The sequence below is a fragment of the Clavibacter californiensis genome, assembly GCF_021952865.1.
Classification (GTDB): domain Bacteria; phylum Actinomycetota; class Actinomycetes; order Actinomycetales; family Microbacteriaceae; genus Clavibacter; species Clavibacter californiensis.
This window is the reverse complement of sequence record NZ_CP040792.1, coordinates 523,657-546,481: the sequence shown is the minus strand read 5'-3', so window position 1 is coordinate 546,481 and position 22,825 is coordinate 523,657. Positions and strand designations below refer to the sequence as shown.

General features: G+C 72.7%; 20 protein-coding genes. 5 read left to right on the top strand and 15 right to left on the bottom strand.

The window, feature by feature from the left end:
- The first annotated feature begins 90 nt into the window (after window positions 1-90).
- Both FGD68_RS02880 and FGD68_RS02875 read left to right on the top strand, forming a co-directional pair.
- Complete coding sequence (locus tag FGD68_RS02880; protein ID WP_119372596.1) at window positions 91-1,278, top strand: Gfo/Idh/MocA family protein; 1,188 nt, start codon at window positions 91-93, stop codon at window positions 1,276-1,278.
- A gap of 98 nt (window positions 1,279-1,376) precedes the next feature.
- Window positions 1,377-3,221, top strand: coding sequence for a glycoside hydrolase family 2 protein (locus tag FGD68_RS02875; protein WP_119372595.1), 1,845 nt, complete (start codon window positions 1,377-1,379; stop codon window positions 3,219-3,221).
- 30 nt (window positions 3,222-3,251) lie between these two features.
- On the opposite strand, the gene FGD68_RS02870 is transcribed toward FGD68_RS02875, so the two are convergent.
- From FGD68_RS02870 to FGD68_RS02835, 8 genes are all read right to left on the bottom strand, one after another.
- The gene (locus FGD68_RS02870; protein WP_119372594.1) at window positions 3,252-5,618 is read right to left on the bottom strand and encodes an ATP-binding cassette domain-containing protein; all 2,367 of its coding nucleotides are present in this window, start codon (window positions 5,616-5,618) and stop codon (window positions 3,252-3,254) included.
- 54 nt (window positions 5,619-5,672) lie between these two features.
- Complete coding sequence (locus FGD68_RS02865; protein ID WP_119372599.1) at window positions 5,673-6,725, bottom strand: methionine synthase; 1,053 nt, start codon at window positions 6,723-6,725, stop codon at window positions 5,673-5,675.
- Entirely contained in the window at window positions 6,722-7,732 is a 1,011-nt protein-coding gene (locus FGD68_RS02860; RefSeq protein WP_119372598.1) for a putative oxygenase MesX, read from the bottom strand. The genes FGD68_RS02865 and FGD68_RS02860 overlap by 4 nt, the downstream gene beginning before the upstream one ends.
- 270 nt (window positions 7,733-8,002) lie before the next feature.
- Entirely contained in the window at window positions 8,003-8,884 is an 882-nt protein-coding gene (locus FGD68_RS02855; protein ID WP_119372593.1) for a carbohydrate ABC transporter permease, read from the bottom strand.
- Window positions 8,881-9,876, bottom strand: coding sequence for a carbohydrate ABC transporter permease (locus FGD68_RS02850; protein WP_104236711.1), 996 nt, complete (start codon window positions 9,874-9,876; stop codon window positions 8,881-8,883). The genes FGD68_RS02855 and FGD68_RS02850 overlap by 4 nt, the downstream gene beginning before the upstream one ends.
- 42 nt (window positions 9,877-9,918) lie before the next feature.
- The gene (locus FGD68_RS02845; RefSeq protein WP_104236710.1) at window positions 9,919-11,241 is read right to left on the bottom strand and encodes an ABC transporter substrate-binding protein; all 1,323 of its coding nucleotides are present in this window, start codon (window positions 11,239-11,241) and stop codon (window positions 9,919-9,921) included.
- Window positions 11,242-11,295: 54 nt separating this feature from the next.
- Window positions 11,296-12,108 (bottom strand): hypothetical protein, encoded by an 813-nt coding sequence (locus tag FGD68_RS02840; protein WP_104236709.1) that lies wholly within the window; start codon window positions 12,106-12,108, stop codon window positions 11,296-11,298.
- A complete protein-coding gene (locus tag FGD68_RS02835; RefSeq protein ID WP_119373698.1) occupies window positions 12,105-13,193 on the bottom strand; it encodes a Gfo/Idh/MocA family protein in 1,089 nt (362 codons plus the stop codon). The genes FGD68_RS02840 and FGD68_RS02835 overlap by 4 nt, the downstream gene beginning before the upstream one ends.
- A gap of 226 nt (window positions 13,194-13,419) precedes the next feature.
- Here FGD68_RS02835 and FGD68_RS02830 point away from each other — a divergent pair, with 226 nt between their 5' ends.
- Both FGD68_RS02830 and FGD68_RS02825 read left to right on the top strand, forming a co-directional pair.
- On the top strand, window positions 13,420-14,052 hold the full coding sequence (locus FGD68_RS02830) for a TetR/AcrR family transcriptional regulator (RefSeq protein WP_237609748.1): 633 nt from the start codon (window positions 13,420-13,422) through the stop codon (window positions 14,050-14,052).
- A 1-nt stretch (window position 14,053) separates the two neighbouring features.
- Window positions 14,054-14,458: a hypothetical protein gene (locus tag FGD68_RS02825; protein ID WP_119373696.1), complete on the top strand. Its 405-nt coding sequence runs from the start codon at window positions 14,054-14,056 to the stop codon at window positions 14,456-14,458.
- Here the strand turns inward: FGD68_RS02825 and FGD68_RS02820 are convergent.
- The 4 genes from FGD68_RS02820 to FGD68_RS02805 form a co-directional block, all read right to left on the bottom strand.
- Window positions 14,455-14,862, bottom strand: a complete 408-nt coding sequence (locus FGD68_RS02820; protein WP_237609747.1) for a hypothetical protein — start codon at window positions 14,860-14,862, stop codon at window positions 14,455-14,457. The genes FGD68_RS02825 and FGD68_RS02820 overlap by 4 nt on opposite strands.
- Entirely contained in the window at window positions 14,859-15,443 is a 585-nt protein-coding gene (locus tag FGD68_RS02815; protein ID WP_237609746.1) for a TetR/AcrR family transcriptional regulator, read from the bottom strand. The genes FGD68_RS02820 and FGD68_RS02815 overlap by 4 nt, the downstream gene beginning before the upstream one ends.
- Entirely contained in the window at window positions 15,436-16,290 is an 855-nt protein-coding gene (locus FGD68_RS02810) for an alpha/beta fold hydrolase (protein ID WP_119373570.1), read from the bottom strand. The genes FGD68_RS02815 and FGD68_RS02810 overlap by 8 nt, the downstream gene beginning before the upstream one ends.
- Window positions 16,291-16,374: 84 nt before the next feature.
- Window positions 16,375-17,913, bottom strand: a complete 1,539-nt coding sequence (locus FGD68_RS02805; protein ID WP_182480964.1) for a DHA2 family efflux MFS transporter permease subunit — start codon at window positions 17,911-17,913, stop codon at window positions 16,375-16,377.
- A gap of 158 nt (window positions 17,914-18,071) precedes the next feature.
- Between FGD68_RS02805 and FGD68_RS02800 the strand changes: the two genes are divergently transcribed.
- The gene (locus FGD68_RS02800) at window positions 18,072-18,737 is read left to right on the top strand and encodes a TetR/AcrR family transcriptional regulator (protein WP_237609745.1); all 666 of its coding nucleotides are present in this window, start codon (window positions 18,072-18,074) and stop codon (window positions 18,735-18,737) included.
- 28 nt (window positions 18,738-18,765) lie between these two features.
- On the opposite strand, the gene FGD68_RS02795 is transcribed toward FGD68_RS02800, so the two are convergent.
- The 3 genes from FGD68_RS02795 to FGD68_RS02785 are packed head-to-tail and all read right to left on the bottom strand — an operon-like array spanning window position 18,766 to window position 22,823.
- The gene (locus tag FGD68_RS02795; RefSeq protein WP_237609744.1) at window positions 18,766-20,088 is read right to left on the bottom strand and encodes a Fic family protein; all 1,323 of its coding nucleotides are present in this window, start codon (window positions 20,086-20,088) and stop codon (window positions 18,766-18,768) included.
- Between the two features lie 54 nt (window positions 20,089-20,142).
- Window positions 20,143-21,450, bottom strand: coding sequence for an LLM class flavin-dependent oxidoreductase (locus FGD68_RS02790; RefSeq protein WP_119372385.1), 1,308 nt, complete (start codon window positions 21,448-21,450; stop codon window positions 20,143-20,145).
- 2 nt (window positions 21,451-21,452) lie between these two features.
- Window positions 21,453-22,823, bottom strand: a complete 1,371-nt coding sequence (locus tag FGD68_RS02785; RefSeq protein ID WP_119372386.1) for an O-acetylhomoserine aminocarboxypropyltransferase/cysteine synthase family protein — start codon at window positions 22,821-22,823, stop codon at window positions 21,453-21,455.
- Window positions 22,824-22,825 lie beyond the last annotated feature (2 nt).

Below are 22,825 nucleotides of genomic sequence, written 5' to 3'. Positions count from 1 at the left end.
CCAGGCGGAGACGGCGGCGGCCCCGCGCGACTGATCCGCCTCCCGGTATCGTCGGAGCGGGCTCGACGTCGCGCCCGGGAGGCGAGCACCATGACCACGTCCGATCGCCGACCGGGAGCCGCTGACGCACCCGCATCCGACCGCCTGCCCGTCGTCGTGGTGGGCGCCGGCGTCATGGGCGCGCTGTGGATCCGCATGCTCGCCGACTCCCCGCACGCCGCGCTCGTGGGGGTCGTCGACCTCGACGTGCAGCTCGCGGAGTCCGCCGTGCGCGAGGCCGGGCTGGAAGGGATCGCCGTGGGCGCGTCCGTCGCCGAGGTCGCCGCGCGCTCCGGCGCACGGGCCGTGGTGAACGTCACCGTCCCGCAGGCGCATCGCGTCGTGAACGAGCAGGCGCTCCGCGCGGGCCTCCCCGTGCTGTGCGAGAAGCCGCTCGCGCCGACCGTCGCGGAGGCGCTGCGCCAGGTCGCGCTCGCGGACATCACCGGCGGCCTCCTCATGGTCAGCCAGTCGCGCCGCTACTTCACCCGCCTCACGGCGTTCCGCGAGGCGGTCGGGCAGGTCGGGCAGGTCGCGGTCGTGCACGCGCAGTTCCTGCACGAGGACCACGAGCCCGGCTTCCGCGAGCAGATGGCGCACCCGCTGCTCGTCGACATGTCCATCCACCACTTCGACCAGCTCCGGTACGCGACGGGCGAGGAGCCCGTGGCGGTGCGCTGCAGCTCGTGGAACCCGCCGTGGAGCTGGTTCGCGGGCGACGCCGCCGCGACCGCCGACTTCGAGCTCGCGTCCGGCGCGCGCTTCGCGTACGTCGGCAGCCGCTGCACGCCCGGCATGCCCACCTCGTGGAACGCCGACTGGCGTGCGTACGGCGAGCGCGGCGCCGCGCGCTGGGACGGCGACGACGTCGTCGGGCTCGACGTGCCGGGCGGCCGGTTCGACGTGCCCGAGCACCCCGAGGGCATCGCCGCGTCGCTCGAGGAGTTCGTCGGATCGCTCCGCGCCGGCACCACCCCGCCGACGGAGGTGCGGCACAACGTGCTCAGCCTCGCCATGGTGGAGGGTGCGATCCGCAGCAGCGAGCGGGGCGGCGAGCGCGTCGTCATCGCCGACCTGCTGGAGGACGCCCTGGCCCAGGCCATCGCCGACGAGCGGAGCCCCGACGTCGCCGACCTGCTGCGCTCCTGGACGAGCGCGGCGGACGGCATCCGCACCCCGGCGTGGGGATCCGCACCCGCCGCCCTGCCCGCTCCGACCACCCCGCGCGACGCCCGCTGACCGACGCGCCCGCCTCCCGTCCGGCGCCGTCCCATCCCGCCGCGGCAGGCTGGCATCGACCGCACCTCCCCTCCGTCTCGACAGAAGGAAGCCCGATCATGAGCGACAGCACCGCGACCCCCTCCATCCCCAAGCCCGAGCACCCGCGCCCGCAGTCCACGCGCCCCGACTGGCTGAACCTCAACGGCCCGTGGCAGTTCGAGCGCGACCGCGGCGACAGCGGCCTCGAGCGCGGGCTGCTCGAGCAGGATCTGGCGGAGGAGATCCTCGTACCGTTCGCGCCGGAGTCCACCGCGTCGGGCATCGGCGACGTCGACTTCCTCACGGCGGCCTGGTACCGCCGCACCGTGCGGATCCCCGCGGGCTGGAGCGGCCGCCGCGTCCTCCTCCACTTCGGCGCCGTCGACCACGACGCCACCGTGTGGGCGAACGGCGAGGAGGTCGCCCGGCACCGCGGCGGCTTCACGTCGTTCACGGCCGACCTCGGCGTGCGGGCCGACGAGGAGGAGCTGACCATCGTGGTCCGCGCCCGCGACACGCGCGACGAGCCGCAGGCCCGCGGCAAGCAGGCGACCTGGTTCGAGAACACGTCCTGCTTCTACACGCGCACCACCGGGATCTGGCAGACGGTGTGGCTGGAGCCCGTGCCCGAGGCCCACATCCGCTCGGCGCACATCGAGCCGCAGCGCGCCGACTCCTCCTTCACCGTCACCCCCGAGCTCTCGCACCGCACGGCCGGCCTCGCGTTAGAGGCCGTGCTCGCCGACGCGGCCGGCGAGATCACGCGGGCGCGGATCCCCGCGGGAGACATGGGCGCGCGCGTCACGCTCCGCATCCCCGAGGATCGCGTGCGCCTCTGGTCGCCCGAGGACCCGCACCTCTACGACATCACGCTGCGGCTCGTCGACGAGTCGGGCGCCGACGACCGCGTGGTCGACGAGGTCGCCTCCTACGGCGGCCTCCGCTCCATCGCGATCGACGGCCGCGACGTGCTCCTCAACGGCCGCCGCGTCTTCCAGCGGCTCGTGCTCGACCAGGGCTACTGGCCCGACACGCTCATGACCTCGCCCGACGACGCGGCGCTCATCCGCGACATCGAGCTGTCGATGGCCGCAGGGTTCAACGGCGCGCGCCTGCACCAGAAGGTGTTCGAGGAGCGCTTCCTCTTCCACGCCGACCGGCTCGGCTACCTCGTCTGGGGCGAGTTCGGCGACTGGGGCGCGGGCGGCGGCCTCGGCAAGGACGCGCAGCAGCCCACGGCGTCGTTCATCACCCAGTGGATCGAGGCGGTCACGCGCGACCGCTCGCACCCGTCGATCGTCGGCTGGTGCCCGCTGAACGAGACGTACCAGGCGATCCACGACCGCATCACCCAGCTCGACGACGTGACCGCCGGCATGTACCTCGCCACGAAGGCGGCGGATCCGAGCCGCCCCGTCCTCGACGCCTCCGGCTACTCGCACCGCGTGCGCGCCTCCGACGTCTACGACTCCCACTCCTACGAGCAGGACCCGGACGCCTTCCGCCGCGAGCAGGCGGGCCTCGCCGAGGGCCGCCCGTTCGTCAACGACCTCGACGGCCGCGCGATCTCCGTGCCCTACGCGGGCCAGCCCTTCTTCGTCTCCGAGTACGGCGGCATCTGGTGGAACCCCGACGAGATCGACCGCCCGCAGGCCGACGCGAGCGACCCTGCGCGCGCCGTCTCGTGGGGCTACGGCGAGCGCGTCGCGAGCGTCGAGGAGTGGCACGCCCGGTTCCGCGGCCTCACCGAGGTGCTGCTCGAGGATCCGCTCATGTTCGGCTACTGCTTCACGCAGCTGACCGACACGTTCCAGGAGCAGAACGGCATCTACGACTTCCACCGCCGCCCGAAGTTCGACATCGCGCGCATCCGCGAGGTGCAGGAGCAGCGGGCGGCGTACGAGGAGCGCGACGACGCCTGACCTGCTCGCGGGACGCCTCTGCGCGCCCGGTCACCCGCCGACGTAGGCCGCCAGGTGCTCCCCCGTGATCGTCGAGCGCGCCGCGACGAGCTCGGCGGGCGTGCCCTCGAACACGATCGTGCCGCCGTCGTGGCCGGCGCCGGGTCCCACGTCGATGATCCAGTCGGCATGCGCCATCACGGCCTGGTGGTGCTCGATGACGATGACCGTCTTGCCCGAACCGACGAGGCGGTCCAGGAGGCCCAGCAGCTGCGCGACGTCGGCGAGGTGCAGACCGGTCGTCGGCTCGTCCAGCACGTACACGCCGCCCTGCTTCTCGGCCATCTGCACGGCCAGCTTCAGACGCTGCCGCTCACCGCCCGACAGGGTCGTGAGCGGCTGCCCGAGCGTCACGTACCCGAGTCCCACGTCCTCCAGGCGCGCGAGGATCGCCACCGCCGCCGGGGTCCTCGCCTCGCCGTCCGCGAAGTACGCGTGCGCCTCGGCGATGGGCAGCGCGAGCACCTCGCTGATGTCCTTGCCTCCGAGCGTGTACTCGAGCACGGAGGCCATGAAGCGCTTGCCGCCGCAGTCCTCGCAGGTCGTCGACACGGTCGACATGGGCCCGAGGTCGGTGAAGATCACGCCCGCGCCGTTGCACGTGGGGCACGCGCCGGCGGAGTTCGCGCTGAACAGCGCGGGCTTCACCCCGTTGGCCTTCGCGAAGGCCTTCCGGACGGGCTCGAGCAGCCCGGTGTACGTGGCGGGGTTGGAGCGCCGGGAGCCTCGGATCGCCGTCTGGTCGATGGACACGACGCCGTCGCGCCCGGCGACCGAGCCGTGGATGAGCGACGACTTGCCGGAGCCGGCGACGCCCGTCACCACCGTGAGCACGCCCAGCGGGATGTCGACGTCCACGTCCTGGAGGTTGTGGGTCGACGCGCCGCGCACCTCGAGCACGCCCGTCCGCTCGCGCACCGCGTCCTTCAGCGCCGCCCGGTCGTCGAGGTGCCGACCCGTGAGGGTGCCGCTGGCGCGCAGCGCCTCGACCGTGCCCTCGAACCGGATCTCCCCGCCGTGCGAGCCCGCGCGCGGCCCCAGGTCGACGACGTGGTCGGCGATCGCGATCGTCTCCGGCTTGTGCTCGACCACCAGCACCGTGTTGCCCTTGTCGCGCAGCTGCAGCAGCAGGTCGTTCATGCGCTGGATGTCGTGCGGGTGCAGGCCGATGGTCGGCTCGTCGAAGACGTACGTGACGTCGGTGAGCGCCGAGCCGAGATGCCGGATGAGCTTGGTGCGCTGCGCCTCGCCCCCGCTGAGCGAGCCCGAGGACCGGTCGAGCGACAGGTACCCGAGGCCGATGGACACGAACGAGTCGAGCGTCTGCGCGAGCGACTGCACGAGGGGCGCGACCGTCGGCTCGTCGATCCCGCGCACCCAGGCGGCGAGGTCGGAGATCTGCACGCTGCAGGCGTCCGCGATCGACATCCCCGCCACCACCGATGACCGCGCGGGCGCCGCCAGGCGCGTGCCGTCGCAGTCGGGGCAGCGCTGGAACGTCACCGCCCGGTCGACGAACGCGCGGATGTGCGGCTGCATCGACTCCCGGTCCTTCGACAGGATCGACTTCTGGATCCGCGGCACGAGACCCTCGTAGGTCATGTTCATCGAGTCGACCTTGACCTTGGTCGGCTCCTTGTAGAGGAAGTCGCGCCGTTGCTCGTCGGTGAGGTCGCGGATGGGCACGTCGCCGGGCACGAACCCGGAGGCGGCGAAGATCTTCACCATCCAGCCGTCGGCCGTGTAGCCCGGGACGGTGATCGCGCCCTCGAGCAGCGACCGCGAGTCGTCGAGGATCTGCGTCAGGTCGATGTCGTTGACGCGGCCGAGCCCCTCGCAGCGCGGGCACATGCCGCCGAGCATCGTGTGGTCCTGCGCGACCGCCTGGGTCGCGGCGCCCCTCTCGACCGTCATCGACCCCTGCACGCGCACGCTGGGCACGTTGAAGGAGAACGCGTTGGCCGAGCCGATGTGCGGGTCGCCCAGGCGCGAGAAGAGGATGCGCAGCATGGCGTTCACGTCGGTCGCTGTGCCGACCGTCGAGCGGGGGTTCGCGCCCAGGCGCTCCTGGTCGACGATGATCGCCGTCGTGAGGCCCTCGAGGCGGTCCACCTCCGGCCGCACGAGGGAGGGCATGAAGCCCTGCACGAAGGCCGGATACGTCTCGTCGATCATGCGCTTGGACTCCGCCGCGATCGTGCCGAACACGAGCGACGACTTGCCCGATCCCGAGACGCCCGTGAACACCGTGAGGCGCCGCTTAGGGATGTCGAGGGAGACGTCCTTGAGGTTGTTCTCGCGGGCACCCCGCACGCGGATGAGGTCGTGCCGGTCGGCGGGGTGCTGTGCGGCGCTCATGGTGCTCCTCGGGTCGACGCCGCGCACTCCAGCGTGCGGGACGCGCGGCTCAGCCTAGGACCCCAGCTCCTCGCGGACGAGGGCCGCTCCCGCGCTCAGCGCGCTCAGCTTGCCCAGCGCGACGGGCCGGGCCAATGGGGCCATCCCGCAGTTGGTGCTCGGGATGAGCAGCTCAGCGTCGACGTGCCGCAGGGCCCGGCGGAGAGTGCCGGCGACCTCCTCCGGGGTCTCGATCGCCGCGCTCGCCACGTCGATGGCGCCGAGCATGACCTTCTTCCCGCGGACGAGCTCGAGCAGCTCCAGCGGCACGTGCGAGTTCCGGCACTCCAGCGAGACGATGTCGAGCGTGGACCGGGCGAGGAGCGGGAACGACTCCTCGTACTGCCGCCACTCCGATCCGAGCGTCGCCTTCCAGTCGGTGTTCGCCGTGATCCCGTAGCCGTAGCAGATGTGCACCGCGGTCTCCACGCGCAGCCCCTCGACCGCCCGCTCCAGGGCGGCGACGCCCCAGTCCCGCACGTCGTCGAAGAACACGTTGAAGGCGGGCTCGTCGAACTGGACCACGTCGACACCCGCCGCCTCGAGGGCCCTCGCCTCCTCGTTGAGGATGGCGGCGAACTCCCACGCCAGCTCCTCCCGGCTCCCGTAGTGACGGTCGGCGAGGGTGTCGATCATGGTCATCGGCCCCGGCAGAGCCCACTTGATCGGCTGGTCGGTCTGCTGGCGCAGGAACCGGGCGTCGGCGGCGAACACCGGCTCCTCGAGGCCGACGGCGCCGACGACGGTCGGCACGCTCGCGTCGTACCGGTCGCGGATCCGCACGGTCTCCCGCCGCTCGAAGTCGACGCCGGAGAGGCCCTCGATGAACGTCGTGACGAAGTGCTGGCGGGTCTGCTCGCCGTCGCTGACGACGTCGATGCCCCGCTGGTGCTGCTCGTGGACGGCGGCGCGCAGGGCGTCCTGCTTGCCCTCGGCCAGGGCATCGCCCTCCAGCCGCCACGGGGACCACAGGGTCTCGGGCTGCGCGAGCCACGACGGCTTGGGCAGGCTGCCGACGGGCGAGGTGGGCAGGAGCCGGGTCGTCCCCCGGGATGCGCGGGCGGTCATCGGCTCGCCCCGACCCGCGCGGCGGCCCATCGCCGCAGGCGGTCCCCGTGCGGCGCCATGAGGTGCTCCTCCGCGTACCTGCCCTGCTCGACCGCGAGCCGCCCCCGCTCCTCGCGGTCGTAGGCGATGGGGGGACGCACGTGGTCCTCGGCCGTCAGGTCCGGGCGGTAGACGTCGGCGGCGGCCGTCCGCGCGCCGTAGATCTCGGGCCGGTAGATCCGCTGGAACGTCTCCATCGTGCTGATGGTGCCGATGAGCTGCAGGTCCGTGTGGTCCCGCAGCAGATCGCCGCAGGAGTAGAAGGCGAGGGGCGCGGCGCTGCCGGCCGGCATGAAGAAGCGGGCCCGCAGGCCCATCCTCGCGAAGTAGCGGTCGGTCAGCGAGGGCTCGTCCTGCGCGTACTCGACGCCGAGGACCGGGTGGTGCAGCCCCGTCCGGCGGTACGTCCTGCTCGTCGACACGCTGATGCAGACGACGGGCGGCGTCGCCGAGTGCTCCGCGTACGCGGCGGACTCGCGAAAGTGCCGGAAGAGCGCCCCGTGCAGGGCGCCGAAGTCGTCGGGGAGGGCGGATCCGGCCTGCGACCCGGCGAGCGAGGGCAGCAGCACGCTGAAGTCGTGGTCGCGGATGTAGGACGAGAGGTTGTTCCCCAGGATCCCCGGGTGACATCGCCCGGTCCGGCGGTCGATGATGCGGGTCTTCAGCATCTCCAGCAGCGGGAAGTCCTCGTCGCCCCCGTCGGCGAAGCGCAGCCCCACGGAGACGATGTCGAGGCCCACGGTGTAGCGGTCCCGGTCTCGGTCCCGGTCCCCGGCGGCGGCGTCGGCGGCGCGCGCGAGCCCGTTGAACCGGGCGTCGATCATCGCCAGGGCGTCGCGGAGGTTCTCCCGGCGACGCTCCCCCCGGGCCAGGTTCGCGAAGTTCGTGGTGACCCGCGAGCTCTCGGCCGGCGTGTAGTCCTCGTCGAAGGGGGTGGTGGTCGTGGTGAACGTGAGGTCGTCCGTCATGAGCGGCCATTCCGTGGGAGGGACGGGACGGAGCGGGCGCGCGGCGGCGGCGGTCGTGGGTGCGGTGATCGTCACGTGGTGCTCCTGTCCGGGTGCTCGGGAGCCTGCCATCTCGGGAGGCGTGCACGTCGGGACGTGACGGAGTGTGACCGCGGCGGCCACCGCGCATGACGAGAGCCCGCCCCCGGGATCCGGATCGGATCCGCGAGGGCGGGCTCTCGTCGTGGGCGCGGTCCCACCCGCGCGCCGGCCGCACAGCGGCCGGCCGCCTCACCTCCCGGCGAGCGACCCGCCGATCCCGCCGACGCTGAAGTACTTGTTCAGCAGGGCGAAGATCAGCACGGGCGGCAGCATCATGATGACCGCGACCGCCATCACCGAGCCCCAGTCGGCCGCGTTCTGCTGGAAGAACGTGTTGAGGCCGATGGGGAGGGTGTACTTCGTGAAGTCCTGCAGGAACAGGAGCGCGATCAGGTAGTCGTTCCAGGCCAGCAGGAACGAGAAGATCGCGGTCGAGAGGATCCCCGGCAGGGAGTTCCGCAGCACCACGTGGACGAAGCCGCTGAACACGCTCGCGCCGTCCATCCAGGCCGCCTCCTCCAGGGTGATCGGGATGGAGTCGATGTACGCCGCCATCATCCAGATCGCGACCGACATGGTCGACCCGATGTAGATGATCGCCACGCCCTGGAGCGTGTTGATGAGGCCCATGGCCGAGAACGTGATGAACAGCGGGATCGCCGCGGTCACCACCGGCAGGGCCTGCACCACGAACAGCACGAGCGAGTACCCGGAGACGAGCTTCGACCGCGAGCGGCTGAGCACGTACCCGGCCGGCGCGGCGATCACGACCGAGACGAGCACGGTCACGAGCGCGACGATCAGGCTGTTGCCGAGCCAGATCATCACGTCGGTGCCGCCGAGCACGCGCTGGAAGTTCTCCAGCGTGAATCCCGTGGCCGTCGAGTTCTGCCCCGGCTGCGTGGAGAGGAACAGCACCGCGAGGATGGGCGTGATCACCACGAGCGTGATGACCGCGATGAGCAGGAAGCGCCACCACTGGCCCTTCTGCTCCCGCTCCTTCGCCGACGTGCGCTTGACGTCGCCGACGGTCGCCGAGGTGGCTCCGCCGACGGCGAGTGCCTGGCTCATTCGATGTCCGCCTTCTTGATCTGCCGGTACAGCAGCGTCGACACGATGACGAGCACGGCCGTCATCATGAAGGCCACCGCGGTCGCCGGGCCGGTCTGCAGGTTCTGGAAGGCCTGCTGATATGCCAGCACGATCAGCGACGTCGTCGCGTTCACGGGACCGCCCTGCGTGAGCAGGAAGATCGTCGGGAAGTCGTTGACGCAGAAGATCGTCATCAGCACCCAGCTGATGTACGTGGTGCGGGAGATGATCGGGAGGGTCACGCCGCGGAACGCCTGCCAGGCGTTCGCGCCGTCCATCTTCGCCGCCTCGTAGACGTTGGTGTCCACCGACGCGAGCGCCGAGGACATCATCATCAGCATGAACGGGAAGCTGATCCACACCTTGAAGACGCAGACCACGACCTGCGCCAGCACGGGGTCGCCGAGGAAGTTCGCGTCGGGGAACCCGAGCCTCTCCAGGATGATCGGCACCGGGCTCTGCGGCGTCGCCACGAGCCAGTTCCACGAGGTCGCCGAGACGACCACCGGGACGATCCACGGCAGGAGCAGCAGCACCTTGAAGAACCCGTTGCCGGGGATCCGGGTGCGCAGCAGCAGCGCGAGCGCGAGCCCCACGATCCACGACCCGAACACGCCCACGACCGTGAACACGATCGTGAACGTGGTCGCGTTGCGGAACGACTCCGAGGTGAGCACGTTCGCGTAGTTCTCGAACCCGACGAACGGCGTCTCCCACGGCAGCGTCGACGGCGTGCCCTTCTGCAGGGACTGCAGGAACGAGTAGACGACCGGGTAGACGTTGAGCAGCACGAGCAGGAGGAGGGACGGCAGCGCGAACAGCGCCAGCGTCTTCCCCGCCCGGCCGAGCGGCGTCTTCCCGCGGCCCTTCCGCGGCGCGCTCGGCGGCCGGCCGGGGCCGGCCACTCCGACACCGCGGCGGGCCAGCCCGATCTTGTCCGCGACGCGGGTGTCGCGGGTGTCGACGGCCATCAGATCACCCCGTCCACGTCAGGGCCGCAGGGACGACGCGGGTCACGCGCCCGCCTCCAGCTCCTTCTGCAGGGTCTCGAGGGAGGCCTTCGCCGTGACCGTGCCGCCGAGGACGGCCTGCGCGAACGAGATCGTCGGCTGCGTGCCGTCGACCTTGGTCACGTTCTGGAACACCGTGTTCGAGCCCGGAGCACCCCAGGTCTTCGAGATGGGCTGCCAGTCGTTGAGGATCTTCGTGGTGTTCGGGTCGTCCGCGTACGCCTCGTCGGCGATGGACTTCAGCGGCGGCAGGCCGATGCCCGTCTGCTTCGTCCAGAGCGACTTCATGTTCTGGTAGTAGTACGTGAGGAACGCCTCGCTGTTCTCCTGGCTGGGCGTCGACTTGTACATCATGATGTTGTTCGGGAAGTAGAGCGCGCCCTTCTCGCCGCCGGGGCCCACGAGCGGGTCGCCCACCACCATCTGCGCCGCCGTCTCGGGCGTCACGTTCGCCGTGGCTCCCGCGCCGTCCCAGAACATGCCGAAGGTGCCGGCGTCCATCTGCTGGTACGCGTTGTCGGAGGTGTAGGTGGCGCTGCGGGGATCCACGTAGCCGTTCTTCACCATGCCGAGCACCCACTCGACGGCCTCGATGTTCTTGTCCGTCACGACGTCGGGGTTCTGGTCGGGGTCGAACAGGCCGCCGCCGTTGTTGATCATGTGGGCGACGATCTGGTGGAAGCCGGTGAAGGCGCCGGCGCCCGAGCGGGTGCCGTAGCCGTAGACGCCGATCTTCTTGAGGGCGGCGCACGCGGCCTCGTAGGAGTCCCAGTCGGTCGGCACGTCGGCGCCAGCCTTCTCGAGCAGGTCCTTGCGGTACCAGTACATGCGCATGTCGAGGTTGTACGGGACGGCCGCGTAGCCGTTGGCCGTCTTCAGGGTGTCGACGAGGCCGGGGAGGAAGTCGTCGTAGATCCCGTTGCCCTTCCACGTCTCGATGAGGTCGTCGGCGTAGGCGATCTTGCCCTGCGACTCGAAGAGGAACGCCGTCGTGCCACCGCCCGAGCTCACGGCGGGGCCGTTGTTGGCGGCGACCGCGGTCGAGAAGGTCTGCGTGAAGTTGGCCCACTGGACCTGCTGGTAGCTGACCTTGCCGAACCCGCTCGCGGGCTTGTACGCGGCGGAGATCGCCTTGTCCTCCGTGAGGAAGGCGGGCGCCCCCCAGGGCATGTTCCAGAACTTGAGGTCGCCGGCGGCGCCGCTCGCGCCTCCGCCGCCGCCGCTGCATGCGGCGAGGAGGCCGACCGCCGCGGCGCCGACGCCCGCGCTCAGGAGGGATCGTCGGGTGAGGCCGTTGCCGAAGGCGCTGGATGACTGCTGTGGCATTTCTGACTCCGTTGTCCGTTGGTGCTGTGTGTGGTGGAAGGGAAGGGGCTGGGTCTAGGGGCGCGCGTCGGCGGCGAGCGCGGGCGCGGCGGCGAGGAGGGCGCGGAGGTCGGCGACGTCGTCGGGCGCGCATCGGCCGTGGGCGGCGTCGCGGGCCAGGCGCATCGCGGTGCGGTGGCCGGACTCGAAGACGACGGGGAGGTCCTCGCGGCCGGCGGCGTCCGTGACGCTCGCGCGTCCGGGTGCTGCCGTGCCGGGCGCGGGGAGGGTGACGTGCGCGGCGCGGTCGCCGACGACGAGCCGGAAGGTCGCGCACCCGTGGGCGTGGGCCGTGACGACCGCGCTGACGATCACGTGCACCCCGGACGCGGTGCTGCCGGAGAGCATGAGGTGGTCGGGCGTCTCCGCGAGGGGCGCGAGCTCCGTCAGCGGGGATCCGACGAGCACCTGCGCGGTGAGGGCGAGCGCGCGGCCGGAGCCCGCGAGGTCGTCGGTCGACGCCACGGTGGCGCGCGCCTCGAACAGCGCGCCCGGGGCGGCGAGGCGGTGGATCCGCGGCGCGACCCGGCGCACGGCCTCGTCGTGCCGCCACGGCACGTCGAGCACCACGGGGACGCCGGCCTCGGCCAGATCCGCGAGCTCGGCGTCGGCTGCGGGACCGGGGTCGAGCACGAGGAGGGCGCGTGCGCCGGATCGGGCGGCTGCCGTCGCGCGGCCGGCCCAGCCCGCGCCGCCGGCGACCACGACCACGTCGCCCGCGTCGTCGGTGCGGCGGAAGGACTCGGGCAGGGAGGCGAGGGTGGCGACGGCCGCGTGCGCGTGGGTCGCCGAGCCGCCGGCGTCGATGCGGAGTGTCAGGGCGGTCATGCCGCGACCTCCGTCCGGGGTGCGTCGACGGTCGTCGCCGCGGGGACGGCGCCGCCCGAGCGGATGATCGCGGCGCTCTGCTCCGCGATGTCGGTCGCGAGGTCGAGGTCGGCGAGCTGCGCCTCCATCGGCACCGGCGCGGCCCGGCCCGTGATCACGTCGTGCACGTGCTCCCACTCGCCGACGTAGCCGTTGTCCGGGTAGGGGCCCCAGCCGGTGGTGCCGTGGGTGTCCGTGAGGGTGGCGGTGCTGGATCCGGCGTGCACGTAGGAGAGCGAGAAGTCGAGGTGGAGGGAGCGGTCGCGCGCGACGGCGTCGAGCGTCCACTCGGGATCCCACGATGCACCGCCGATGCCGTGGATCTCCAGCACGCTCTCGCCCACCATCGCGACGATCTCGTAGCCCCACGGCCGGAGGGCGCGCGCGCTGAGGACGCGCGGGCGGGCGTCTGGCAGGAGGCGGCGCGCGAGCGGGAGGTCGTGGATCGCGAGGCCGAGCACGCCGCCGGTGACCGCCAGCGCCTGCGCCTCGAGGTCCGGCTCGCCCGCGACACGGGGTGCGGGGCGGCCGACGATCTCGGTGGCGGAGTCCTCGGAGTCGGGGTTCGGCGGGATCACGGCTGAGATGCGGACGGTGTGCGGCGCGCGGCCGGAGGCGTCCCAGGCGGCGACCGCGGCGATCCACGCCGGGTCGAACGCGTGCATGGTCCCGACGATGACCGGCACGCCGTGCTCGGCGGACGCGCGGGCGATGGCGCGCCCCTCCTCGGCGGAGACGGCGAGCGGCTTCTCGCACAGCACGGCGCGCTTCCCGGCGCGGCACGCGGCGACGACCTGCTCGGCGTGGAAGCGGTTCGGGCTGCCGATGACGACGACGTCGACGGCCGGGTCCTGGATGAGCGCGTCCGCGTCGGTCGAGTGCCGGGCACCGGCCCGGGCGGCGACCCGCTCGGCGACGTCCGCGTCGACGTCCATCACGTGGACGACCCGGAACCGGTCCGCCATGCGCGCCAGGGTCGGCAGGTGGATGGCCTGCCCGACCGGCCCGGCCCCGACAAGGCCCACACCGAACACCTCTTCGCCCACGACGCCCTCGTCCCTAGCAATGATCCGCACGACGAAAACTGACTCGTCGTTTACGGTTGCGTCACTGTACGTCCGGCTTCACGGAGGCACAAGGGGAAGGATCTACATCGTGACCAAGTCGACGAGCGCCGCCCCGGGACGCCGGGGATCCGACGGCCCGATGGAAAACTTTCCGCGCGCTGATGCGGATGAGAGCGCGGCCACGGAAACGGTCGCGGGCGCTGGGATGGCGTCCCGCGGGCTCTACTCGACGGGCGTCCGACGGCGCGCGGAGATCGTCGCGGCAGCCGTCCGCGTGTTCGGCGTCCGCGGCTACGGCGCCGCCACGATCAAGGAGATCGCCGACGAGGTCGGCGTGTCCCCCGCGGCCGTGCTCCGCTACTTCCGGAAGGAGGAGCTGCTGACGGAGGTGCTGCGGCAGTGGGACCGGCAGCAGCCGTTCGTCTCCGAGGCCGCCCCGGGCCTGCCCGCGCTGCGCGCCTTCGTCGACCTGATGCGCTACCACGTGGAGCACCGCGGCTTCCTCGAGCTGTACCTGACGTTCGCCACCGAGACGAGCGACGCGACCCACCCCGCGCACGAGTACATGCGCTCCCGGTACGCGCGGACCATCGCGCAGATCCGCGGCCGCATCGCCGAGGCCGTCGCCCTGGAGCAGGTGCCGCCGATGGACGACGCGACGCTCGACTACGAGGCCGCGTGCTTCCTCGCGATCCTCGACGGGCTCGAGATCCAGTGGATCCACAATCCCCGCATGGACCTGCCCGCCCTCGTGGGCGAGTACGTGGAGCAGTCGATCGCGCGCTGGCGCGGCGGGGCGCGGGCGGCGGTCGCACCCGGCTCGGCGAGCTGGGACTGACGTGGGCGACGCGCGCCGCCGGGATCCCGAGCGCGCCTCGCGGGTGATCCGCGCCCTCTGGATCGCGGGCTTCGGCATCGGCACCGCGACCCACGTCGTCGACCTGGCGGTCGGCGGGATGGACGTCTACGCGGGGTTCCCCGCCGCGCTCCGCGCCTTCTGGGTCTCGCTCACGGTGCTGGATCCGCTCGTCATCGCGCTGCTGGCCCTCCGGCGTCGCGCCGGGGTGGCGCTCGGCATAGCGGTGATCCTCGTGGACATCGCGGTCAACTGGACCATCCTCGCGACGGTCGGCGGGATCGCCCCGTGGGGCGTGGTGGACCAGACCCTGTTCGCGATCCTGGTGCTGGCCACGGCGCCGACGCTCCTCCAGCGGTGGCGTCGCCCGGAGGACGTGGCGCGCTAGCCCCGCCGCGTCAGCGCCCGCCAGCGCGGCTGCTCGGCGACCACCACCGCGACGCACAGCGCCGTGACGGCCACGGCGATCCACGTCGGCCAGATCGCCCACGCCGCCAGCGACCCCGCGACCAGCTGCAGCAGCACGAGCAGGATCGTCACGATGCCGGGCGCCGCGACCGGGCCGTCGCCGCCGGGCCGGTCGCCGGGGGTGCTGACGACGGCCGGCAGGGCGATCAGCAGGACGACGGCACCGACGGCCAGCGGGATCGAGTGCGGCCAGAGCGCCCACGGGGTCGCGACCCACGCGATGAGCTCGGCGAGGAAGCGCAGGCCGCCGGCGAGCGTGTCGTGCCCGGGCGGCCGCGTGCCGGGCCGCGCCGCCGGGACCGCCCGCGAGCGCACGCCGCTCACGACGCGCGCCCGCCGCCGGCCGTCGCCCGCAGGCCGCCGTCGAGGAACGCGACGATCCAGCCGAAGCTCACGTCGATGTCGGTCGCCATCTGGAAGTCGTCGGCGACCTCCAGGGTCGCGAAGCCGTGCAGCACGCTCCGCAGCATCCGGAGCGCGTGGATCCGGTCGGCCTCGCCGAGCCGGTAGCCGTGCAGCACGGCGGAGAGGGCGTCGAGGGCTCGGGCGCGCGCCGGATCCAGCGGATCGCCGTCGCCCGTCGACCGCGCGCCGACCGTCGCCGCGTAGCGCCCCGGGTGCGCGGTCACGTAGTCGCGCAGCGCGTGCGCCGCGCCGGTCAGCGCCTCCTCGCCGGATCTGCCCTGCGTCGCGTCGCGCATCGCGTCGCCCGCCTCGACGGTGGCGAGCACGGCGATCCGGTGCTGGAGGTCGGCGAGGGAGGCGACGTGCTTGTAGAGCGACGGGGTCTTGACGCCCAGCCGCTCGGCGACGGCGCCCATGCTGAGGCCCGCGAGGCCGATCTCGTCCGCGAGCGCGGCGCCCGCCTCGGTGACCGTCGCGGGATCGAGCCCGGCCCTAGGCACGGGCGCCCGGCGTCGTCGCGGCGAGCGTGCGGCCGAGGAACGGCAGCACGAGGGCCAGCACCCGATCCGGCGTCTCGGTGTGCGGGTAGTGCCCGGCGCCGTCGATCACCGCGAGCTCGCCGAGGCCGTCGGGGAGATCGGCGAGGATCCGCTCGCCCTCGGCGCGCGGGTCGGCCCAGTCGGGATCCGCGCCGCCCTCGACCACGAGCACGGGGCACCGCACGTCGGCGAGCCGTGCGCCCGCGTCCGCCGGGCTCGTCTTCGCCATCGCCCGCAGCACGGCCATGCGCTCCGGTCGCTCGAGGGTCGTGCGGATGCGGGCGCTCTCGGCAGCCCAGTCGGCGGGCGTGGTGGGGAACGCGAGGTCGAGGTACTTCATCCACCCGGCGAGGCTGCCGGCGAGGAGGACGCGGGCGAGCTGCACGGTCGCCGCCCGGTGGGCCTTCGCGCGGACCAGGCCGCCGAGGTCCGCGGACTGGGCGCGGGTGAAGGGCGCCAGCTCGACGACGCCGGAGATGACGTCGGGGGCGTCGGCCGCCGCGATGGTGGCCGCGCCGCCGCTGATGGACTGGCCGACGACGACGGCCGGGCCGCCGAGGTGCCGCACCAGGGCGACGAGGTCACCCGCGATGTCGGTGCGGCTGTAGCCGGTCCAGCCGGTGCTGGACTCGCCGCAGCCGCGGATGTCCACGTTCGCCACCCGGTACCCGGCGGCCACGAGCCCCGGCACGAGGAAGCGGTAGGAGCGGCGGCTGTCGCCCATGCCGTGGGCGAGCACGACGAGCGGGCCGTCGCCGACCAGGTCGTAGGCGAGGGTCTCCGCGCCGATGGAGAGGGTGTCGCTCATCGTGTCCTCCCGGGCAGCTAATTGGTGTAGCTACAAGCTAACACCATTAGCTGTCGAGGGGAAGCGCGTCGGGCTGGGAGCGGCCTAGTGCGCCGCCACGCCCTCCGGCAGCGGCTCCGCCGGGCGACGCACGAAGAACGACGCGACGATCGCGGCGAGCGAGATGAAGCCGCCGATCATGAAGGCCGCCTGCACGCCGGCCGCGGTGGCCGTGACCTCCGACTGGCCGTCGGCGAGGCCCGCGACCGTCGTGGTCGTGAGCACCGTGACGAAGAGCGCGGTGCCGGCGGCGCCCGCGAGCTGCTGCATCGTGGAGACGGTCGCGCTGCCGTGCGAGTAGAGGCGCGGCGGCAGGGATCCGAGGGCAGACGTGAGCAGCGGCGTGAACATGAACGCCAGCCCGGCGTTGAGCACCAGGTGCACCGCGATGACCCAGCCGATGGACGTGCCCTCGTGCAGCATCGTGGTCATGCCCCAGAGGGCGATGCTGACGACGACGGCGCCGGGGATCACGAGCGGGCGCGGCCCGACGCGGTCGAACAGGCGGCCGACGATGGGCGACAGGATCGCCATCAGCGCGCCGCCGGGGAGCAGCAGCAGGCCGGTCTCGAGCGTGCCGAGCTGCAGCACGTTCTGCAGGTAGAGCGGCAGGACGATGAGGCTGCCGAACAGCGCCATCATGCTGACGCTCACCATGATGATCGCGACCACGAACGGGCGGCTGCGGAAGGTGCGCAGGTCCATGAGCGCGCGATCCTGGCGCTGCAGCGAGATCTGGCGGGTGATGAACGCGGCGAGCGCGAGCACGCCGACGGTGATGGGGATCCACAGCGGCAGGGGCGCGTCGCCCTCGGCCGACTCGCCCAGGCTCGAGAGGCCGAAGATCAGGCCGCCGAACGCGAGCGTGGAGAGCACGACGGAGAGGATGTCGAACGGCAGCTTCCGCGGGGTGGTGAGGTTCGTGATCTTCCAGAGGCCGAGCGTGAGCGCCACGAGCGCGATGGGCAGCACGATCCAGAACATCCAGCGCCACGACAGCGAGCTGAGGATGAGGCCGGAGACCGTCGGGCCGATCGCCGGGGCGACCGCGATGACGATGGAGATGATGCCCATGAGGCGGCCGCGGCGCGCGGCGGGCACCAGGTTGAGGACGGTCGTGAACAGCAGCGGCATCATGATCGCCGTGCCGCTGGCCTGCACGATGCGGCCGATGAGCAGCACGCCGAACCCGGGCGCGGTCGCCGCGACCAGCGTGCCGAGCGAGAACAGCGTCATGGCCGCGCCGAACACCTGGCGCGTGGTGAAGCGCTGCAGGATGAAGCCGGTCGCGGGGATCACGACGGCCATCGTGAGCATGAAGCCGGTGGTGAGCCACTGCGCGGTGGCGGTGGTGATGTCGAGGTCGGCCATGAGGCTCGGCAGGGCGACGCTCATGATCGTCTCGTTGAGGATCACGACGAAGGCCGCGACGACCAGCAGGCCGATGACGAGCGGGGCGCCGGCGGGCAGGCGCTCATCATCGCCGGTCGCGGCGCCCGCGCTCGCGGCGCGGTCGGCCTCCGCGTGCCCGGCGGAGGGCGGGGTCTCGTCGCGTGCGGTCTCGGCGATGGGCGGCGTGCTCATGGGATGCGTTCTCCGGGAGTGGATGGCGGGGCGCGCGCGACGGTGCGAGGCCGGGGAGGTCCGGATGTCAGACTCGGACCGAGTGGCAGTCTATGACACAATTGGCGTCGACGACAGGTGCGGCCGGACGGCGCACGCGGAGGGACGGAGGTGACGGGATGAGCGCGGTGGGCACGAGCACGGACCCCGGCGAGGCCCTGGCGCCAGCGGGCGCCGGCCTCCGCGAGCGGCGGCGCATGGCGACGACCACCGAGATCAGCGAGGCGGCGCTCGCGCTCTTCGAGCAGCGCGGCATGGCGGCCACCACCATCCACGACATCGCGCAGGCCGCGGGCGTCTCCGACCGCACGTGCTTCCGCTACTTCCCGAGCAAGGAGGAGTCGGTCCTCACGCTGCACCCCGTGTTCGACGCGCCGCTCGACGCCTGGCTCGCCGACGTCGACCGTGGATCCGCGCCGCTCCCCCAGCTCGAGGCCGTGTACGAGCGCGTGCTCGCGAGCCTCGACGGCGACCGCTCCGCCATCGCCCACCAGCAGCTGCGCGTGCGACGGCTCATGGCCGACGAGCCGCAGCTGCGGTCCACCGCGGTCTCGCTCGACGCGACGCGCTCGTGGGAGCTGGCCGAGCGGATCACGACGGCGTTCGGCGGCCGCATCACGGCGCAGGAGGCGCGGCTCGTGACGGAGCTCGCGGGCGTCGCCGTGCGCGCGGCCTTCGACGAGTGGGCGGATGCGCGCACGGCCGGCCTCGACGCGACCCTGGTCGCCTCCTACGCGGCGGTGCGCCGCCGGCTGCGCGACATCGCGGGCACGGGCGCGGCCTGAGGCGCGGTCCCCTCCCTCGCGGCGCCCTTCAGCCCTCCGAGCGGTCCGTTCCCCGGAGGTGCCCGACCGCGGACGCCTCGGGAGCCGGCGGACCCTGGCGGGGTCGCCTCGCGGTCGTGTCCCCGCCGCCGACCCTGTTGCTCCGCTCGCTGAGGGCCACGAGCGCGAGATGGCGATCCGCCGTCCAGCAGACGAGGCGCCCCTTCTGATCCTTGTTGCGCGCGAGGACACCCGCGTCGGCCAGCTGGGTCAGCGCCCGGTGCGCGGCCACCCGCGACACCCCGTGGGTGCGCGCGGCGCTCTCCTCCGTGAGGACCGGATCGGTAGCCAGCCGATCGAGGATGCGCAGGACGACCGCGTCCGCCCGAGGCCGCGCGGGCGCCAGCCCCTGTTGACGCCGATGCTCCACGAGACGCTCCACGCTCTCCTGGTCGAGCCGGGCGACGTCCTTCGCCAGGCGCACGGCCGTGCCAGCGGCCAGCTCGGCAGCCTCCGCGAAGGCGCGCACCCATTCGTCGACACGGCCCGCCCGGAAGGCCGTGAGCCCCGCGATGTAGGCGTCCGCGTCCGCAGACAGGACCGTCGAGATGGGGATCAGGATGTCGCGCACCGCGTCACCCCGCCGCAGGACCGTGTGGATGAGCGCGCGACCCGTGCGCCCGTTCCCGTCGATGAAGGGGTGGATCGTCTCGAACTGGGCGTGCGCGATGGCAGCCCGCACGACCGGGTTGCCCTCCGTGTCCGTGCAGAAGCGGGCGAGATCCTCGAGGAGCCGACGGACCTCGCCCTCCGGCGGCGGCACGAAGTCCGCCCGGAGCGGGGACCAGCCGGATCCCCCGACCCAGTTCTGCTCCGTCCGGATCCCCTCGGCGAGCGAGGGCTCGATGACGTGCTGGAGCGCCTCGAAGTCCAGGACGGTGATTCGGCGCTCACGATCCGCCAAGGTGTCGATCGCGTCCTCGGTGGCCCGCACGTTCGCGATGACGTCGAGGGCGACCCGCGTCCCCTGCTGCAGGAGCTCGGCGATCGCGAGTCGCTTCGGAGTCACGCGGTTGCCCTCGATCCAGGACGAGGAGATGCTCTCGGACCGGATGAGCAGGTGATTGAGGTAGCCGGCTCGGCGTCGGATCCGTTCGTCGGCTCTCGCCAGCACCGCGAGGGCGTCGGTCGCGGCATCCTCCGCTTCGCGCCCGAGCTGCGGGAGGGAAGTGGGGAGCTCCTCGGGCACGAACGCCCGATAGACGCCCCGCGCGCGATCACGGCGGCTGAGGTGAGCCGAGTCCTGCGGATCCCAGACGAGCTCCACGTACGACATGTGCAGCTCCTCTCCGGCACCCCTCAGCTTGATCATTAACTTTAGTACTAATAAAGGTATTGATGGCCGACGCGATGTGCGCCTACCGCCTCACCCGAAGAGGTTCGCCCGCAGGCCGCCCGGCGCCAGCTCGTCGCGGAGGATCCCGCGGCGGCGGAGCACCGGCACGAGGTCGTCGAGCATGCGGTGCAGCGTGACCGGGTGCAGGTCGCCCGAGAGGAGCAGGCCGTCGTTGTCCGCGTCGTCGCCCAGCTCCTCGACGAAGTCGGCGAACGCCTCGGCCGTGCCGACGAAGCCGGCACGCTCGGACACCAGCCCCTTGCGCGCCTTGCGGGTGAGCAGCTCGCGGAGCGGCGCATCCTCGGTGCCGCCGTAGAGGCCCGCGATGGTGCCGTGCGAGACATGCTCGCCGAAGACGCCGCGGTCCACCGGGCGGTCGAGGTCGAGGCGGGTGAGGTCGGTCTCGAGGTCGCTCGACCAGCCGAGCGCGATCGCCCGCAGCTGCTCGTCGGCCGGGTGGCGGGACGCATCCACGACCCGACGGGCCTCCTCCTCGCTCGGCACGATCTCGGGCTTCACGACGAAGAGGATGCGGATGTCGCCCGGCCCGCGCCCGTGCGCGGCCGCCGCGTCGAGCACCTTCGCGCGGTAGGCGAGGAGCTTCGCGGGCTCGAGGGGCGCGAGGCCGAGCTGCACGTCGGACTGGGTGCCGGCGAAGGAGAGGCCGCGCGGGGATCCTCCGGGCGAGACGATCACGGGGTCGCCGAACGCGGAGGGCACGGCGTTGAGCGGCCCGTCGACCGAGAAGTGCGCGCCGCGGTGCTGGAAGGCGTCGAGCCGGGATCCGTCGGCGAAGCGGTCGGTGGCCGGATCCTCGACGAGCGCGCCGCCGTCCCAGCTGTGCCAGAGGCGGCGGACCACCTCCATCCACTCGTCGGCTCGGTCGTACGCGCCGTCGTGCGGGAGCGGTGCGAGGCCCACGTGCCGGGCGCTGCCGACGTCGGTGACGAGGTTGATCCCGAACCGGCCCGCGCTCAGGTGCTGCAGCGTCTGCGCCTGCCGGGCCGCGAGGTACGGCGGCGTGATCCCGGCGTTGATCGTGGGCACCAGACCGATGCGCGAGGTCGCCGCGAAGAGCCACGGCGCGAGCAGCAGCGGGTCGTGCTTGGGGCCGCCGTACGCGCCGCGCACGCGGAGGTCGAGCGTCTCGGGCGAGCCGAGGGAGACGGCGTCCTCCATCACGATGAGCTCGAACCCGGCCTGCTCCAGCTCGCGCGCGGACTGCTGGTAGAGGTCGGGCCGGGTCCAGTCGTGGTTCCACTCCCGGTACGGGTGGCCCCAGCCCTGCGGGCCGAAGCCGCGGGACAGGAACCAGCCGAGGTGCTGGCGGCGGGCCACCGTCAGGATCCGATCGCCGGCAGGGCGCGCACGGCATCGAGGCCGCGCTCGAGGTCGCGCAGGATGTCGGCGATGTCCTCGATGCCGATGGACACGCGGAGGAGCCCCGGCCAGATCCCCGCGGCGTCGCGCTCCTCGGGCGTACGGCCGGCGTGCGTGGTGGACGCCGGGTGCAGCACGAGCGAGCGCACGTCGCCGAGGTGGGTCATCCGGCTGAACAGCCGCACCGCGTCGGTGAACGCCTCGGCCGCCGGCTCGCCGCCCGCGAGCGTGAACGAGAACACGGAGCCCTGGCCGTCGGGCAGGTACCTCAGCGCCAGCTCGTGGGACGGACTCGACTCCAGCCCCGAGTAGTCGACCGACGACACCTCGGGCCGCGCCTCCAGGAAGCGCGCCACCGCGAGCGCGTTGGCCGAGTGGCGCTCGACGCGCAGGGACAGCGTCTCGATCCCCTGCCGCAGCAGGAACGAGCTGAACGGCGCGGGCGTCGGGCCGAAGCGGGACGCGACGATCTCGCGGGCGTACGCGACGAACGCGCCGCGGCCGAAGCGGTCGGCCCAGCTCGCGCCGCCGAAGGACCGCTCGGGCTGGTTCAGGTGCGGGAAGAGGTCGGGACGGGCGGCCCAGTCGAAGGATCCGCCGTCGACCACCACGCCGCCGAGCACCGAGCCGTGGCCCGCGAGGAACTTGCTCGTGGAGTGCACGACGACGTCGGCGCCGTGCTCGATCGGCCGCAGCAGGTAGGGCGTGGCGAGCGTGTCGTCGACCACGAACGGCAGGCCGTGGCGGTGCGCGACATCGGCGATCCCCGCGAGGTCGAGCAGGTCGTTCTTGGGGTTCGGGATGGGCTCGCCGAACAGCACGCGCGTCTCCGGCGTGATCCGGCTGGCCCACTCGTCGAGGTCGCGGTGGTCGTCCACGAAGTCGACGCCGATGCCGAGCCGGCCGAGGTTCTGGCGGAACAGGCCGCGGTTGCCCTCGTAGATGCTGCTCGAGGAGAGGATCCGGTCGCCGGCCTGCAGGATCGCGAGCAGCGCGGTGGTGGTCGCCGCCTGGCCGCTCGCGAGGAGGATCGCCTCGGTGCCGCCCTCGAGCTCGGCGAGCCGCTTCTCGACCTCGTCGGTGGTCGGGTTGCCGTTGCGCGTGTAGAGGTAGCCCTCATCGACGCCGGCGAACCGGTCGCGGGCCTCGGCGAAGCTGTCGAAGACGAAGCCGGCGCTGAGGTGCACGGGCGAGACGCGGGCGCCGTGGTCGCCGTCGATCGCGGATCCGGCGTGCACCTGGCGCGTGGTGAAGCCGGCGGTCGCCCGGGCCGCGGCGTCCGGGGCGGCGGCGTCCTCGCGCGTCGCGGCGGCGCGGATCCCGTCGAGCACGC